Genomic DNA, 14837 nt, shown 5'->3' on the forward strand with positions numbered 1-14837 from the left:
GGTGGCCGCGCGCGGGACCGCCCTGGGCTCGGTGCGCGCGCTCAGCGGCCCGGAGGAGGCGCCGATGCCGTGCGCCCGGCCGGTGGCGGGAGCGGTGGTGATCAGATCCTGCGGCACGATGAGAACGGCACGCACACCGCCGTACGCCGAAGTACGCAGCGACACCTGGAAGTTGTACGCCTGGGCCAGCCGGCCGACGACCGCGAGGCCGAGCCGCGGGGTCTCCCCCAGGTCGTTGACGTCGATGCCCTCCTGGGCCTGCTGGAGCATCCGCTCGGCCCGCTTGCGGGCCTCCTCGCTCATGCTGACGCCGCCGTCCTCGATCTCGACGGCGATGCCGGACTGCACCTCGACCGCGGTGAGGTGGACGCGGGTCTGCGGCGGGGAGTAGCGGGTGGCGTTGTCCAGCAGCTCGGCGAGCGCGTGGATGAGCGGCTCGACGGCCGTGCCGACGACCGCGACCTCCGAGACGGAGTGCAGCTCGACGCGCTGGTAGTCGATGATCCGGGACATCGCGCCGCGCAGCACGCTGAACAGCGGGACGGCGCGGCTCCACTGGCGGCCGGGGCGGGCGCCGCCCAGTACGGCGATGGAGTCGGCGAGGCGGCCGATCAGCGCGGTGCCGTGGTCCAGCCGGAGCAGGTCGCCGAAGACCTCGTGGTTCTGGCCGTGCCGGTCCTCCATGCCGCGCAGTTCCTGCGCCTGCTGGTGGACGATGGCCTGGACGCGGCGGGCGATGTTCACGAACGCGCGCTGGGCGGACTCGCGCAGGTCCTCCTCGGCGACGACCGCCTCCAGGACGGAGCGCAGCACTGCCTGGTGGGCCGCGGCGAACTCGGGGGTCAGGCCGGACTCGCGGGCCTCCTGGGCCAGCCGCTCCGTCATCGAGGCGAGCACGTCCTCGGGGAACTCGTCCTGGCCGAGCCGGGTGACGACCTCGGGCAGCAGCCCTTCGGCGAGCCGTACGGTCGCGGCCTCCTGGCGGGCCAGCACCGCGGCCTGCGCGTCGGAGCTCCGGCGCAGGGCCGTCAGCGCGCGGCCGCGGCGGGCGACCTCGGCGGAGAGGAGCGCCACCGCGACGGTGGCGACGCCGCCCGTCCACAGGACCGGCGTCAGCGCGGCGGAGGGGACCAGTACGGCGGCGACGACGGCGGCGATCACGGTGAGCGCCGCCGGAAGTATCCACGCCAACGCCGAAGCGGGTCGCAGGCCCCCGGGCGACGATCCATCTCGAACCATCAGCACCCTCAACCAATCAAAAAGATACGGGGAAGTCCTCGGGCGCAGCTGCGAGGGCAGCGTCGACACGGAGGTCACCCGTGGTAACTGCCAGTACGCTGAGCCGTCTTCAGCATAACCGGACTTGATCACTCCTTGACGGCGGGTCATGTCGCCGCAGGTGAACGGCTGTCGGCCCGCTGAACGGACATCGCTGTCCGCCTGGCGCACATCTCGCGGGGGCCGCGATGTCACCTTCCGGACGGCGGCCGCGCACGCCAGATCACCGCATGGCCAAGGGAGTTGGCCATGCGGTGCCTCGGTGGAACGTCGGCTCACAGGCGTACGGTCCGCCGCGGCTGCGTCCTGGCGTCCGCCAACAGGCCGTGCATGGTGGCGAATTCCTCGACGCACTTGCCGGTGCCCGCCACGACGCAGTGCAGCGGGTCGTCGGCGACCACGACGGGCACGCCGGTCTCGTCGCGCAGCAGCCGGTCCAGGCCGCGCAGCAGCGCCCCGCCTCCGGTGAGCGCGATGCCGTGCTCAATGACGTCGCCGGACAGCTCGGGCGGGCACGCGTCCAGGGTGCGCCGGACGGCCTGGACGATCGCGTCGACGGGCTCGGCGAGCGCCTGCCGGATCTCCTCGGCGGTGATCTCCTGGGTCCGCGGCAGGCCGTTGACCTGGTCGCGGCCGCGGACGGTGTACGCGTCGATGCGCAGCGGCACGGTGTCCTCCGCGTCCGCGCCGTCGGCGGGCGGCTCCGGCAGATGGACCTCCTCCGGCGTCCACAGCGCCGAGCCGATCGCGATCTTGATGTCCTCGGCGGTGCGCTCCCCGATGGCCAGCGCGTGCTTCTTCTTGACGTACGCCGTGATCGCCGCGTCCATCGCGTCGCCCCCGACCCGCACGGACTGCGCGGTGACGAGGCCGCCCATCGAGACCACGGCGACCTCGGTCGTGCCGCCGCCGATGTCCACCACCATGCAGCCCACCGGCTCGGCGACCGGCAGCCCGGCCCCGATCGCGGCCGCCATCGGCTCCTCGATCAGCTGCACCTCGCGGGCGCCCGCGCGCTTGGCGGAGTCGATGACCGCGCGCCGCTCGACGCCGGTGATGCCCGACGGTACGCAGACCACCACCCGCGGCCGGGACAGCCGGCGGCCCGGCAGCGCCTTCTTCATCAGCCCCCGCAGCATCCGCTCGGCGGCGTCGAAGTCGGCGATCACGCCTTCCTGGAGCGGCCGCATCGCGGTGATGCCGGACGGGGTGCGGCCGATCGTGCGCTTGGCCTCCGTGCCGACCGCGATGACGTCGCCCGCCGCGTTCACCGCGACCACGGACGGCTCGTTGAGCACCACGCCCTTGCCGCGGGCGTAGACCAGGGTGTTGGCCGTCCCGAGGTCGATGCCTATGTCGTACGTACCGCCGGAGGAAGTGCTGGACGCCATGAGGAGTTCGCTCGCTCGCTTTCGGCTCGGACTGCGGACACACCCGCGGCGCGGCGCACGGACCCCCCGACATCGCGCCCCAGACGACAGCAATGACGTCAATAACGGGCAATTACCTACCCTACCGGCATCGCATAGTTGCACGCCGTCCGGCCCGGGCCCGAACGGACCGGCGCTCAGCGCCCGGTGCGGTTCAGCGCCTGCGCGAGGTCGTCCAGCGCGTCCACCAGCAGGCCCGCCGCGCGCAGCGCCACGCCCTGGCCCTCCGTCTCCGCGTCCCAGACGGCCAGCCACCTGTGCAGCCCCGACCAGTCCAGGTCCCCGCCCTCCCTGATGGCCCGGGCCGCGCGCTCGACCGAGGGCTTCAGCTCGGCGGCGAACGCGTCGGCGCCCGGGGACGGTTCCGCGTCCGGGCCCGGCAGGTGAGCCTCCATCAGCATCGTGACGCGGCCCATCGCGTTGAGGGCCGCCTCCGCCGCCTGCGTGGCGCCCTGCGAGAGCCCGCGGTGCCGCACCGGTTCCTGCCCGGCGCGCTCCCCGCTCTTCACCCACGCGACGCGCGCGGCGCGCAGGTCGAGCAGGGCCTCGCGGACCCGGCGCGGCCGGCGCTCGGCGGGTCGCGCGTAGATCTCCAGGACGGCGACGGCGTACCGGCCGCCCGCCTCCAGCCACTCCGCCAGCCGCTCGCGCAGCCGGGACGTCTCCCAGGCCGGGAAGAGCGCGTACGAGAGTGTCGCCAGCACGCCGCCGAGGAGGGTGAGCACCACCCGCTCCTGCACGGTCTGTTCCCAGCCGGCGCCCGCGATGCCGAGCAGGAAGACGACGTACGCGGCGACGCAGGCCGAGGTGACCGCGACGCCGGTGCGCAGCAGCAGGTACATCAGGAAGGCGCACACGATGGCCAGGCCCGCGTCGACGTACTGCCCGGGGTGGAACAGGGCGATCACCCCGCCGCCGACCGCGACGCCGAAGAGGGTGCCGGTGAAGCGGGCGATGCCGCGCTGGTACGTCTGCGCGAAGTCGGGACGCATGATCATCACGGAGGCGAGCGGCGCCCAGTAACCGTGCCCGAAGGGCAGCGCGGTGCCCATGAGGTAGCCGACCGCGGCCACCGCGGCGACCCGCAGCGCGTGCCGCAGGACGAACGAGGACCAGCGCAGCTCCCGACGGACGGCCCGCAGCACGACCGGGACCTGGCGGTGGACGGCGGGCCGCAGCAGGTGCGGCCGGTCGCCGTCGGAGACGGGGCCGGTGGGCTCGACGGGCTCGTCGGCGACCTCCACGGCGTCGGCGAGCAGGCTCAGCAGCCGGGCCGCCGAGCGGCGCGCCGGACCGGTCAGCATGTCGCCGGACTCCGGTACCTCCAGGGTGTCCATGGCGTCGGCGGGCAGCCGGACCGGCCGGGCGTGACGGATAGCGGAGGCCACCGCGTCCAGTACGGTCGCGGCGGCGCCGAGCAGTTCGCGGGCGCGGTCCCGCTCGGGGCCCTCCAGCGGGGCGCCGACGACGGGGTCGGCGAGCGAGGCGAGGGCGGGGCGCACCTGTTCGGCGAGGGTGCGGGGGCCGTGCAGCTGGGCGGGGCGGCGCCGGGCCTGGCGGGGCGTCACCCGGGAGGCGAGCCGCGCGTCCATCAGGGGCTGCGGGTCGAAGGGCGCCACCGGGTCGTGGCGCAGCCGGCGCGCGTAGTCGGCCTCGGCGGCGAGCGCGTCGGCCAGCGCGTCCCGCTGCCGCCCCCACCGGCGGATGGGGAAGAGCACGATGAGCGCGGCCTGTACGCAGCCGCCGACCGCGATCAGCGCGGCGTGCTCCAGCGCGCCCAGTACGGAGGTCGGCAGGGTGACCGTCACCAGCATCACCGCGACCGTCTGCGTGCCGATCAGCCCGGAGACCGGCCCGACGGCCCAGCACAGCCCCGCGAGCAGGGTCCAGGCGCCGAGCAGCAGCACGAACAGCACGGTGTGGGACGCGGCCAGATAGCCGAGGAAGGTGGAGACCGACAGGCCGCCCGCGACGGCCAGCGCCAGCAGCGGGCGCGGCCGCCAGCTGCGCTGGAAGGTGGCGATGGCGGCGGAGAAGGCACCGAAGGCGGCGGAGACGGCGAGCACCGGGGAGCCCAGCCACAGACAGCCCCCGACGACGAGCGCGACGCCCGCGGCGCCGCGTACCGCGATGAGCGGCGTCAGCTTGGCCCGTTCGACGCTCAGCCCGGAGCGGGCGGTCTGCTTCAGCGCGCTCGTCCAGGTCATACCGAGAGAATACGTGCCGGATGCCGTGAAATCGGGCGGCTGCGCACGCGCGGCACCCCCGTACCGGCCGCCCCTCGGATGGCGGCCGGTACGGGAACCGCGGGCGTCAGGGGCGCTCTGGGCTGCAGTCGATCTGGGTGAGCTTGATCGGCTTCTTCGCGTCGAGGTCGACGTACGCGGTGAAGTGCTGGTTCGGGCCGTGCGCCCACTTGGTGGTCACCGTCGCCCAGCCGACGCCCGCGGACTGCGCGGTGGTCACCCACCCGATGGCGATGTCCCGCGGGTTGTTCTGCGCGCACAGCAGGACGTCGTACTTCTTGTTCTTCTCGGCGCGCTTCTTCAGCGCGTCGCCGACCATGTTGTCCCGCTCCCACTGACGGGGGCCGTGATTGCCGTAGAAACCCTGCAGGAAGTGGTGGACCTGCTCGGCGTTGTAGCGGGCCGGGGCCTTCTCGGGGGACGCGGTCACGGCGGGCGCCGATGCGGCGAGGGTCAGTCCACCACCGAGCAGCGCGGCACAGAGGGCGGAGACGGTGACAGCGCGCGAAGCCTTACGGATCATCGGATGTCCTCTTCTTCCGGAATTCATCCGCATTATGCGGACCTCTTACGAGCAGACACGCCGCGCCGCGCGAGGGTTGCACGACCCGCGGCGCATGCACCCGCCCGGCCCAACAGCGAGCCGCCCCGACAGCCGTGGCGCGCGGGCTCCATTAATAGAGTGCGTGCTCTACTATTACGCCGATGCGTACCGTCGACCCCGAACAGCACGCCCGCAAGCGGGCCCGGATCCTCGTCGCCGCCGCCGAGGAGTTCGCCGCCCATGGCGTGGACGGCACCTCGACCGCGGCCATCTGCCGCCGCGCCGGCATCGGCTCGGGCACGCTCTTCCACTACTTCCCGGCCAAGCGCGACATCTTCCACGCGGTGTTCGCCGACGACCTGCCGCGCAACGCCGCGGCCTGCGACCGGGCGCTCGCCGCCGAGCGGCCCGACGACGGCCTCGACGGGCTCATGGACCACCTGCTCGCCGACCTCGCCGACCCGCTCGTCCCGGGCCTCGCCGCCGCGGCCGTCTTCCAGGCCAACCGGGACGAGGAGTTCGCCGGGATGGTCGCCGCCGACGAGGCCCGCATCCGCGCCACCCTCGTCGCCCTGCTGGAACGGCTGGCGGACGCGGGCCGGCCGCTCGCCTTCGCCGCCGAGCGCACCGCCGGATGGATCCAGCGGCTGATCGACTCCGGCTACCTGAGCGCCGGCGAGGACGACTTCGACCCGCGGGCACACGCCGCGGAGCTGCGCCGCATCATCGACTGGCTGGTAGGCCGCGACCCGGCCCCGGCCCGAGAGAAGGGCACGACCGATGCCTGCTGAGAACGCGCTCGCAAAGGACGAGACGAAGGACGAGACGCGGGTGGCGCCGACCACCGGCGCCCGCGCCCTCGTATGGGCCGGCTTCCCGCTCCTCGGCGCGGGCCTCGGATGGCTGCTCGACGCGGTGGCCGACTGGGTCGCGTCACTGCCCTGGGCGCCCCTGCAGGGCCCGTTCGAGCTGGTCGCCTCGCTCCCCGAGCCGCAGGCCACGATCGGCGCGGTCCTCCTCGGCGCCGTCGCCGGACTGGCGCTCGCGCTGCTCGCCGAACACGACTACGTGTACGCCACCGTCGGCCCCGACCGGGCCACCGTCACCCGCGGCGGCCGGCACCGCCCCCTGCGCCGCGCCGACCTCGACGCGCTCTTCGTGGACGGCAAGCAGCTCGTCGCCCTCGGCCACCGCACCGAAGAACTCCTGCGCCTCAAGGGCGACTTCGACGCCGAGCGCTTCGCCGCCGCCTTCCGGGACCACGGGTACCCCTGGCACGCGACCGGCGACCCGCACGCCAAGGCGTACCGCCGCTGGGTGGACGGCCTCCCCGACCTCGAAGCAGGCGCGCACGCCCTCCTCAAGGCCCGCGCACACGCCCTCCAGAAGAGCCGCGCGGCCGACGCGGCCCAACTCCGCGAGGAACTGGCAGCCCTCGGCATCGTCGTCCGGGAGGAGAAGAAACAGCAGTACTGGCGCCGCGCCCCGGACCTCCCGGCCCGCGAGACCTGATCCCGTCCCGCGCCTACGACACCACGTCCTTCGTCCGGAAACCGCGGAAGGCAAGGGCGAAGAGGATCAGCGCGTAGGAGACCGAGACCGCGGCGCCCTGGGCCATTCCGGTCCAGTCCAGCCGTGGCTGGAGGGCGTCGACCCAGGCGAACTGCCAGTGGGCCGGCAGCACGTCGCGCCAGTTGCCGAGCGCGGTGACCTGGTCCAGGACATTGCCGACGATGGTGAGGCCGACCGCGCCGCCGACCGCGCCCAGCGGCGCGTCCGTCACCGTCGACAGCCAGAACGCCAGCGCCGCGGTCACCAGCTGCGAGACGAAGAGGTACGCGACGACCAGCGCCAGCCGCGGCACCGCGTCCCCGGCCGGCAGCACCCCGCCACCGGGCAGCCGCAGCGCGTCCCAGCCGTACGCGTACGTGCCCACGGCCAGCGCCACCAGCGGCAGCAGCACCATCGCCGCCGCGCTGAACACCAGCGCCACGGTCAGCTTGCTCAGCAGCAGCCGGGTGCGCGGCACCGGCGCGGCCAGCAGATACCGCAGCGAGGACCAGCTCGCCTCCGAGGCGACCGTGTCGCCGCAGAACAGCGCGACCGGCACCACCAACAGGAAGCCGGCCGAGACGAACAGCGCGGTGGCCGCGAAGTTCGCGCCGGAGGCGGTCGCGGTGTCCATCAGGGTGATCCGGTTGTTCCGTCCGGCCGGGTCGCCGCCCAGGGCGAAGGCTGCGACCAGTACGAACGGCAGCGCGGCCAGCACCACGCCGACCACCAGCGTGCGGCGCCGCTTCAGCTGGCGCAGCGCCTCGACGCGCAGCGGCAGGGTGTGTCCCGCGCGGTAGCCGGCCGCGGGCCCGGCCGGGCGTGCTGCGGTACTCATCGGTCCCCTCCGATCAGGGTGAGGAAGGCGTCCTCCAGGCGGCGGTGCGGCCCGATGCGCTCCACCGGTACTTCGAGGCGGAGGAGTTCGGCGAGGAGCGTCGGCGTGCCGGTGCTGCCGTCGAGGCGGACCAGCAGCCCGTCGTCGGCGCGGACGGCGGAGACGACGAACGGCAGCGCGGCGACCTCCTCCACCACATCGTCCGGCACCGGCTTCGCCGTGCCGACCAGCAGCGTGTCCCCGGACCCGACGATCTCGGCGACCGGCCCCGCCTGCACCAGCAGGCCGTGGTCCATGACGACCAGATGCGTACAGGTCTGCTCGACCTCGGCCAGCAAGTGGCTGGAGACGATGACGGTCCGCCCCTCGGCCGCGTAACGGATCATCACGTCCCGCATCTCGCGGATCTGCGGCGGGTCCAGGCCGTTGGTCGGCTCGTCCAGAATGAGCAGGTCCGGCAGGCCGAGCATGGCCTGCGCGATGGCGAGGCGCTGCCGCATCCCCTGGGAGTACGTACGGACGGCGCGCTGCAGCGCCTCCCCCAGGCCCGCGATCTCCAGTGCCTCGTCGAGGTGCGCGTCCTCGGCCGGGCGGCCGGTCGCCCGCCAGTACAGGTCCAGGTTCTCCCGGCCCGTCAGGTGCGGCAGGAAGCCCGCGCCCTCGACGAACGCGCCGACCCGCGAGAGCACCGGCGCGCCCGGCCGCACCGCGTGCCCGAAGACCCGGATCTCGCCGTCGTCCGGCGTGATCAGGCCCATCAGCATCCGCAGCGAGGTGGTCTTGCCCGCGCCGTTGGGCCCGAGCAGACCGAGCACCTGTCCGCGGTCGACGCCGAAGGTCAGGTCCCGGACGGCGTACCGGTCCACGGCACCCTTGTACTTCTTCGTCAGGCCGGTGATCCGCAGCGGTACGTCGGCCAGGTCCGGGTCCGGCGCGGGCGGCGTGGTGCGGCGCCGCCCGGTGAGCAGCAGCGCGGCGGCGATCAGCAGGGCGGCGAGCGGCAGACCCCACACCCACCAGGGCAGCGGGGTGGCGGCGGTGTGCACGCCGGGCGCGGTCGGCACGCTCAGCGCGTGCTTCCCGGCGAGCGCGACCTTGTAGACGGCGGGCTGCGCGGGCGAGGCGTACGCCATGTCGGTGGCGGCCACCACCAGCCGCATCCGGTGCCCGGCGGCGAACTCGTGGTCGATGGCCGGCAGCCGGACGGAGAGCGTACGGCCGTCCTTCGCGTCCGCCACCCGCAGCGGCGTCACCAGCTGGTGCGGCAGCAACTGACTGCGCCCGTCCGGCCCGACGTCGTAGACCTTGGCGAACAGCACGGCGTCGGGGCGGTCGCTGCTCACCCGCAGCTTCGCCGTCGGCGAGCCGGTGACCTGTACGGGGCTCTTCAGCGCCGCGGACTCGAACCGGGCGTACTGGCCGGGGAAGTCCAGCGACGGGCCGTTGCCCAGCGCGCTCAGGCCGCCGAGCGCGCTGCCGATGCCGGGCACTGAGGAGATCGCGGGCGGGTCGCCGCCCGCGGGGTTGGCGAGCGTCTGCTCGCGGCCGGCGAGCGGCACGGACCGCGGGTCGCCGCGCAGGCCCGGGTAGCGGTCGCCGCTCGCGCCGCGCAGCCGCGAGGCGCCGTCGGCGGCGTCCACGCCCCCGGTCCGGCTGATCCGGAACGCCGGGCCGGTGTCGGTGCCGCGCTCGCCCTTCAGATAGCGGGCGAACCACGCCTCCGTACGGGCCAGGACGCGGGCCTCCTCGCGGTCGCCGCCGTCGTGGCCGCCCTCGATCCAGTCCACCTTGACCGGCGCGCCGTTCTTCTTCAGCGCCTTCGCCATCGCGTCGGCCTGGCCGAGCGGGAAAAGCGAGTCGGACTGGCCCTGGCTGATCAGGGTGGGGACCTTGATGCGGTCGGCGACGGCCTGGGGACTGCGGCTCTCCAGCATCTTCCGGGCTGCCTCGTCCGGCTTCCCGGAGACCGCCACCCGCTCGTACATCCGGCACAGCGCCGGCTCGAAGCGGTGGCAGGCGACGCCGCGCGCGGGGTTGGGCACGGAGGTGGTGACGGGAGCCGAGCCGGTGGTGAAGAAGTAACCGGCCCACAGTTTCTTGAACACGCCGTCGGGGAACAGCGCGTCGGCGAGGTTCCAGTACGTGATCTGCGGCGCGATGGCGTCCACCCGGCGGTCGTGGCCCGCCGTGAGCAGCGCGATGGCGCCGCCGTACGAGGCGCCCGTCATGCCGACGCGCGGGTCGCCGGGCTTGTCCAACTGCACGTCGGGACGTTTCGCCAGCCAGTCGATGAGGTGGCTGACGTCGGCGACCTCGCCCTTCGGGTCGTTCAGCCCGATCTTGCCGGTGGAGCGCCCGAAACCGCGTGCCGACCAGGTCAGTACGGCGTATCCGGCCCGCGCCAGCTGCTGGGCCTGGTCCTTGGCCGCCGCCTTGCTGGCGCCGAAGCCGTGGCCGAGCAGCACGGCGGGACGGCGGCCGTGCACCGCCGTGCTGGTGAAGTAGGAGGTGTCGATCCGGACGGTGGCCTTGCTGCCGGGCTTCTCGGGCAGCGCCAGGACCTGGTCCTGACGGTGCACGGCGGCGGACGAGCCGTCGGAAGCGGCCACCGCCGCCCACGACCCGCCGCCGAGCAGGACGGCCAGCACGGCCACGAGCGCGACCAGTAGCCGGCCACGCGGCCGGGGAACCTTTACAGCCATGCGATCACCCTACGGGGGTGCCCCGTGAACTCCCGGTCAAGCCCTGAGGCACGGACACCGTCAGGCTGCGGCTCAGCCCTGCGGCGGCGGCCCGAAGCCGCCACCGGGCGGGGTGGGCGGTACCGGGGGTGCGCCGTAGGGCATCGGCGGGGCCTGCGGGGGCATGGCGGGCGGGGCGTATCCGGGCTGGGGCTGCGGCTGTACCGGCGGCGCGTAGCCAGGCTGCGGCTGGTACCCCGGCTGCGGTCCGGCCACCGGGTGGCCCGGCGCTCCGTACGCCGGGGCACCCGGCATCCCGTACGGCTGCGTCCCGGGCATCGGCACCACGCCCAGCTGCGCCGGCGGGTACCACTCCGCCGCGACCGGCGTGCCCCGGCGGCCCATCAGGACCAGCACGGCGATCGAGCCGACGAGCTGGATCAGGAGCTGGCTGTGCGCCAGGTACACCGGGAAGGCGGGCCCCTGCTGCGCGGTGAAGAAGACCCCGTACCTGATCAGGGCGGCGAGCGTCATCAGCGAGAGCGGCAGCAGGACGAGCGCCAGCCCCAGCGCGAAGCCCCGCGCGGACACCGCACGCGCGAGGCAGAGCACCGCGCCGATCGCGGCCAGCAGGAGGCAGACGACGGATTCCCAGCCGGACGCCACGCTCATCAGCGCGGGCAGGTTGCCGTGGCCGAGGTAGATGACCTCCAGCAGGGCGGGCCGGTACTGCGTGAGCGTATAGACGTTCGAGAACGCCTGGCACAGCGCGACAACGCCCAGCACCACGGCGCCGGCCACGGCCGCCGCCTTCGCCGGACGCATCGGCGGATCGCTCGGCCGCCGGGTGGGCCAGCTCCGCATCCCCGCGAGGAGCACCAGGCCGCAGGCGAAGGCGAGCAAGATGATCAATCCGCTCGTCACGAAGACGCCCTCGAAGATGCTGCTCGAGCTGTCGACCTCTCCCAGGAACCAGCGGTTGTCGCTGGTGTGCTGGCCGGTGCTGACGAAGTTCTGCAGCCCGGTGGTGAACGTCAGCGTCGTCGCCACGGCGAGCAGGCCGCCGGCCGCCCGCGCCCCGGTGAACGCCGCCCAGACCGCGGCGATCTGCACGAGTGCGAGCGCGACCGTGAACAGGTCGGTCACCATGCCCCGGCCCCCGACGCCCGACCAGGAGTCCCACAGCGCCCCGAACCCGTGCTCCCCCACGTCGATCGCCATCCACGTGGCGCTGTTCAGCAGGAAGAGCGTGCAGAACACCCCAGCGGTGATCCGCGCCCCTTTGCTGAGGACCGTACTGTTCGGCATGTCGCCCCCGTCTTTCTCTTGTGTGCTGCTGTGCGTACCGCGTTGAACTGCGGCCTCGTGTGCGCGCGACAGCGCCCGCACCGTAACGGATCTGTACACCGCGCGCGCCCCGCAAGTACAACTGAAGGAGGGCCCGGCGCCGCACCCGGGCCGCAGGGGGGGAGGCGGCATGCGTGCCATCGCGATCGTCGGGGCAGGGCAGGCCGGACTGCAGCTGGCCCACGGGCTGCTCGCCGAGGGGTACGACGTCACCGTGGTCTCGGACCGTACGCCGGAGCAGATCCGCGCCGGGCGGGTGATGTCCACCCAGATCATGTTCGGCCCGGCGCTCGGCCTCGAACGCGCGGCGGGCCTGAACGCCTGGGACGGCAAGGCCCCCGGCATCACCGCGCTGCAGGCCACGGTCTGGGACCCGCCGGGCACGCCCACGCTGCGGTTCACCGGCCGCTTCGACGAGGAGGCGCAATCCGTCGACCAGCGGGTGAAGATGGCCGACTGGCTCGACCTGTACGAGGCGCGGGGCGGCCGGGTGGAGTACGGCGCCGCCGACGCCAGACGGCTGGCCGCGCTGGCCGCCTCGCACGACCTGACCCTGGTGGCCGCGGGCCGCGGCGACCTCGCCCGGCTCTTCCCCCGGGACCGCGCGCGCTCCCCGTACGACCGGCCGCAGCGCGCCCTGGCCTGCATCTACCTGCACGGCGTCGGGCACCGCCCGGAGTACCCGGCGCCGCACGCCCGCTCCAACCTCTCGCCCGAGGCCGGGGAGATGTTCGTGATCCCCGCGCTCACCACGGGCGGCCTGTGCGACATCGTGTTCTTCGAAGGGGTGCCGGGCGGCCCGTACGACTGCTGGCAGGACCGGCCGGGACCGGCCGCCTGCCTCGCGCGCACGCTGGAACTGCTGCGGCGGTACGCGCCGGCGGAGTACGAGCTGTGCCGGAGCGCGGAGCCGACGGACGCGCGCTGCACGCTCTACGGCGCGGTCACGCCGACCGTACGGCGCCCGGTGGCCAAGGTATCGACCGGCCGGTACGTCCTGGGCATGGCGGACACCGTCGTCGTCAACGACCCGGTCACCGGCCAGGGTTCGAACAACGCGGCCCGCTGCGCCGCGCGCTATCTCCGCGCCATCAAGGAGCGCGGCACGGCCCCCTTCGACCGGGCCTGGATGGAGCGCACCTTCGACACGTTCTGGGACCACGCGCAGTACGCGACGGAGTTCACCAACGCGATGCTGCAGCCGCCCCCGGAGCACATGCAACGACTGCTGGCAACCGCCGCCCGATGCCCGGCGGTCGCCCACCGCTTCGTCAACGGCTACGCAGACCCGGCCGACTTCCGCCACTGGCTCACCGACCCGGAGGCAGCGGCCGCGTACTTGGCGGAGATCCGCGAGGGGTGACGCCCAGCCACAGCTGAGGGGCTGGGCGTCAGCCCTCCCGGGGCCCTCAGCTGTTGCTCGGGAAGCCCAGGTTGATACCGCCGTCGGAGGGGTCCGGCCAACGGGTGGTGACGACCTTGCCGCGGGTGTAGAAGTGCACGCCGTCGTTGCCGTAGATGTGGTGGTCGCCGAAGAGCGAGTCCTTCCAGCCGCCGAAGGAGTGGTAGCCCACCGGGACCGGGATCGGGACGTTGACGCCGACCATGCCGGCCTCGACCTCCAGCTGGAAGCGGCGGGCCGCGCCGCCGTCGCGGGTGAAGATGGCCGTGCCGTTGCCCCACGGGGAGTTGTTCATCAGGGCGATGGCCTCGTCGTACGTCTCGACGCGGACGACGGAGAGCACCGGGCCGAAGATCTCGTCGCGGTAGCAGTCCATCTCGGGCGTGACGTTGTCCAGCAGCGAGACGCCGATCCAGTGGCCGTCCTCGTGGCCCTCGACCGTGAAGCCGGTGCCGTCGATCGCGACGGTCGCGCCCTGGGCGGCGGCGCCGGTCACGTACGAGGCGACCTTGTCGCGGTGCACCTTGGTGATCAGCGGGCCCATCTCGGAGGCCGGGTCGTCGCCGGGGCCGATGGTGAGCGCGGCGGCCCGCTGCTTGATCTTCTCGATCAGCGGGTCGGCGGTGTCGCCGACGGCGACCACGACGGAGATCGCCATGCAGCGCTCGCCGGCCGAGCCGTACGCCGCGTTGATCGCGGAGTCCGCGGCCAGCTCCAGGTCGGCGTCCGGCAGGACCAGCATGTGGTTCTTCGCGCCGCCGAGCGCCTGCACGCGCTTGCCGTTGGCGGTGCCGGTGGTGTGGATGTACTTGGCGATCGGGGTCGAGCCGACGAAGGAGACCGCGGCGATGTCCGGGTGGGAGAGGATCCGGTCGACGGCGGTCTTGTCGCCGTTGACGACGTTGAGGACGCCGTCGGGGAGGCCCGCCTCGGCGGCCAGCTCGGCCAGCTTGAAGGCGGCCGAGGGCACCTTCTCGCTGGGCTTGAGCACGAAGGTGTTGCCGCAGGCGATGGCGAGGGGGAACATCCACATCGGCACCATGGCCGGGAAGTTGAACGGCGTGATGCCCGCGACCACGCCGAGCGACTGGCGGATGGAGGAGACGTCCACGCGGGTGGAGACCTGGGTGGACAGCTCGCCCTTGAGCTTCTCGGAGATGCCGCAGGCCAGCTCCACGATCTCCAGGCCGCGGGCCACCTCGCCGAGCGCGTCGGAGTGCACCTTGCCGTGCTCGGCGGTGATCAGCCGCGCGATCTCCTCGCGGTGCGCGTCGACCAGCTCGCGGTACTTGAAGAGGACCGCCGTGCGCTTGGCGAGCGAGCTGGTGCCCCAGGTGCGGAACGCCTCCTTGGCGGCGGCGACCGCGGTGTCGACCTCGTCGACGGAGGCGAACGGGACCTGCTTCTCCTGGGCGCCGGTGGCGGGGTTGTAGACCGGACCGAAGTTGCCGGAGGTGCCCTCGACGGGCTTGCCGCCGATCCAGTGGCTGAGGGTCTTCATGTGCGGGGCCTTTCTGGGG

At 73.5% G+C, this 14837-nt stretch carries 11 protein-coding genes; 3 read left to right on the top strand and 8 right to left on the bottom strand.

Features of this window, described 5'->3' with window-relative positions; all coding sequences use genetic code 11:
- The 4 genes from ABT381_RS17310 to ABT381_RS17325 all read right to left on the bottom strand — a co-directional run.
- Positions 1-1239 (bottom strand): sensor histidine kinase (locus ABT381_RS17310; RefSeq protein WP_351594382.1); only part of this gene is annotated, 1239 nt, incomplete at its 3' end.
- A gap of 314 nt (positions 1240-1553) precedes the next feature.
- Positions 1554-2669 (bottom strand): rod shape-determining protein, encoded by a 1116-nt coding sequence (locus ABT381_RS17315; RefSeq protein WP_351594385.1) that lies wholly within the window; start codon positions 2667-2669, stop codon positions 1554-1556.
- A 176-nt stretch (positions 2670-2845) separates the two neighbouring features.
- Positions 2846-4915 carry an FUSC family protein gene (locus tag ABT381_RS17320; protein ID WP_351594388.1) on the bottom strand — a complete coding sequence of 690 codons (2070 nt, stop codon included), beginning with the start codon at positions 4913-4915 and terminating at the stop codon, positions 2846-2848.
- A 106-nt stretch (positions 4916-5021) separates the two neighbouring features.
- Positions 5022-5477, bottom strand: coding sequence for a hypothetical protein (locus ABT381_RS17325; RefSeq protein WP_351594391.1), 456 nt, complete (start codon positions 5475-5477; stop codon positions 5022-5024).
- A 182-nt stretch (positions 5478-5659) separates the two neighbouring features.
- Here ABT381_RS17325 and ABT381_RS17330 point away from each other — a divergent pair, with 182 nt between their 5' ends.
- A complete protein-coding gene (locus ABT381_RS17330; RefSeq protein WP_351594394.1) occupies positions 5660-6289 on the top strand; it encodes a TetR/AcrR family transcriptional regulator in 630 nt (209 codons plus the stop codon).
- Positions 6279-7010, top strand: a complete 732-nt coding sequence (locus ABT381_RS17335; RefSeq protein ID WP_351594397.1) for a YqeB family protein — start codon at positions 6279-6281, stop codon at positions 7008-7010. Before ABT381_RS17330 ends, ABT381_RS17335 begins: the two co-directional genes overlap by 11 nt.
- Positions 7011-7023: 13 nt before the next feature.
- On the opposite strand, the gene ABT381_RS17340 is transcribed toward ABT381_RS17335, so the two are convergent.
- The 3 genes from ABT381_RS17340 to ABT381_RS17350 all read right to left on the bottom strand — a co-directional run bounded on the left by ABT381_RS17340 (position 7024) and on the right by ABT381_RS17350 (position 11876).
- Complete coding sequence (locus tag ABT381_RS17340) at positions 7024-7887, bottom strand: ABC transporter permease (protein ID WP_351594400.1); 864 nt, start codon at positions 7885-7887, stop codon at positions 7024-7026.
- A complete protein-coding gene (locus tag ABT381_RS17345; protein ID WP_351594403.1) occupies positions 7884-10589 on the bottom strand; it encodes an alpha/beta fold hydrolase in 2706 nt (901 codons plus the stop codon). The genes ABT381_RS17340 and ABT381_RS17345 overlap by 4 nt, the downstream gene beginning before the upstream one ends.
- 72 nt (positions 10590-10661) lie before the next feature.
- Complete coding sequence (locus ABT381_RS17350) at positions 10662-11876, bottom strand: hypothetical protein (RefSeq protein ID WP_351594406.1); 1215 nt, start codon at positions 11874-11876, stop codon at positions 10662-10664.
- A 169-nt stretch (positions 11877-12045) separates the two neighbouring features.
- Between ABT381_RS17350 and ABT381_RS17355 the strand changes: the two genes are divergently transcribed.
- Positions 12046-13278, top strand: a complete 1233-nt coding sequence (locus tag ABT381_RS17355; protein WP_351594409.1) for a styrene monooxygenase/indole monooxygenase family protein — start codon at positions 12046-12048, stop codon at positions 13276-13278.
- A gap of 46 nt (positions 13279-13324) precedes the next feature.
- Here the strand turns inward: ABT381_RS17355 and ABT381_RS17360 are convergent, their stop codons facing one another.
- Positions 13325-14818, bottom strand: coding sequence for a CoA-acylating methylmalonate-semialdehyde dehydrogenase (locus ABT381_RS17360; RefSeq protein WP_351594412.1), 1494 nt, complete (start codon positions 14816-14818; stop codon positions 13325-13327).
- Positions 14819-14837: the final 19 nt, after the last annotated feature.

Origin of the sequence: Streptomyces sp. NPDC000151, from assembly GCF_040301705.1 — a bacterium.
GTDB lineage: Bacteria > Actinomycetota > Actinomycetes > Streptomycetales > Streptomycetaceae > Streptomyces.

Coding starts and splice junctions, on each gene's coding strand:
- ABT381_RS17315 (WP_351594385.1), bottom strand. CDS start 2,669: ATGGCGTCCAGCACTTCCTCCGGCGGTACGTACGACATAGGCATCGAC.
- ABT381_RS17320 (WP_351594388.1), bottom strand. CDS start 4,915: ATGACCTGGACGAGCGCGCTGAAGCAGACCGCCCGCTCCGGGCTGAGC.
- ABT381_RS17325 (WP_351594391.1), bottom strand. CDS start 5,477: ATGATCCGTAAGGCTTCGCGCGCTGTCACCGTCTCCGCCCTCTGTGCC.
- ABT381_RS17330 (WP_351594394.1), top strand. CDS start 5,660: ATGCGTACCGTCGACCCCGAACAGCACGCCCGCAAGCGGGCCCGGATC.
- ABT381_RS17335 (WP_351594397.1), top strand. CDS start 6,279: ATGCCTGCTGAGAACGCGCTCGCAAAGGACGAGACGAAGGACGAGACG.
- ABT381_RS17340 (WP_351594400.1), bottom strand. CDS start 7,887: ATGAGTACCGCAGCACGCCCGGCCGGGCCCGCGGCCGGCTACCGCGCG.
- ABT381_RS17345 (WP_351594403.1), bottom strand. CDS start 10,589: ATGGCTGTAAAGGTTCCCCGGCCGCGTGGCCGGCTACTGGTCGCGCTC.
- ABT381_RS17350 (WP_351594406.1), bottom strand. CDS start 11,876: ATGCCGAACAGTACGGTCCTCAGCAAAGGGGCGCGGATCACCGCTGGG.
- ABT381_RS17355 (WP_351594409.1), top strand. CDS start 12,046: ATGCGTGCCATCGCGATCGTCGGGGCAGGGCAGGCCGGACTGCAGCTG.
- ABT381_RS17360 (WP_351594412.1), bottom strand. CDS start 14,818: ATGAAGACCCTCAGCCACTGGATCGGCGGCAAGCCCGTCGAGGGCACC.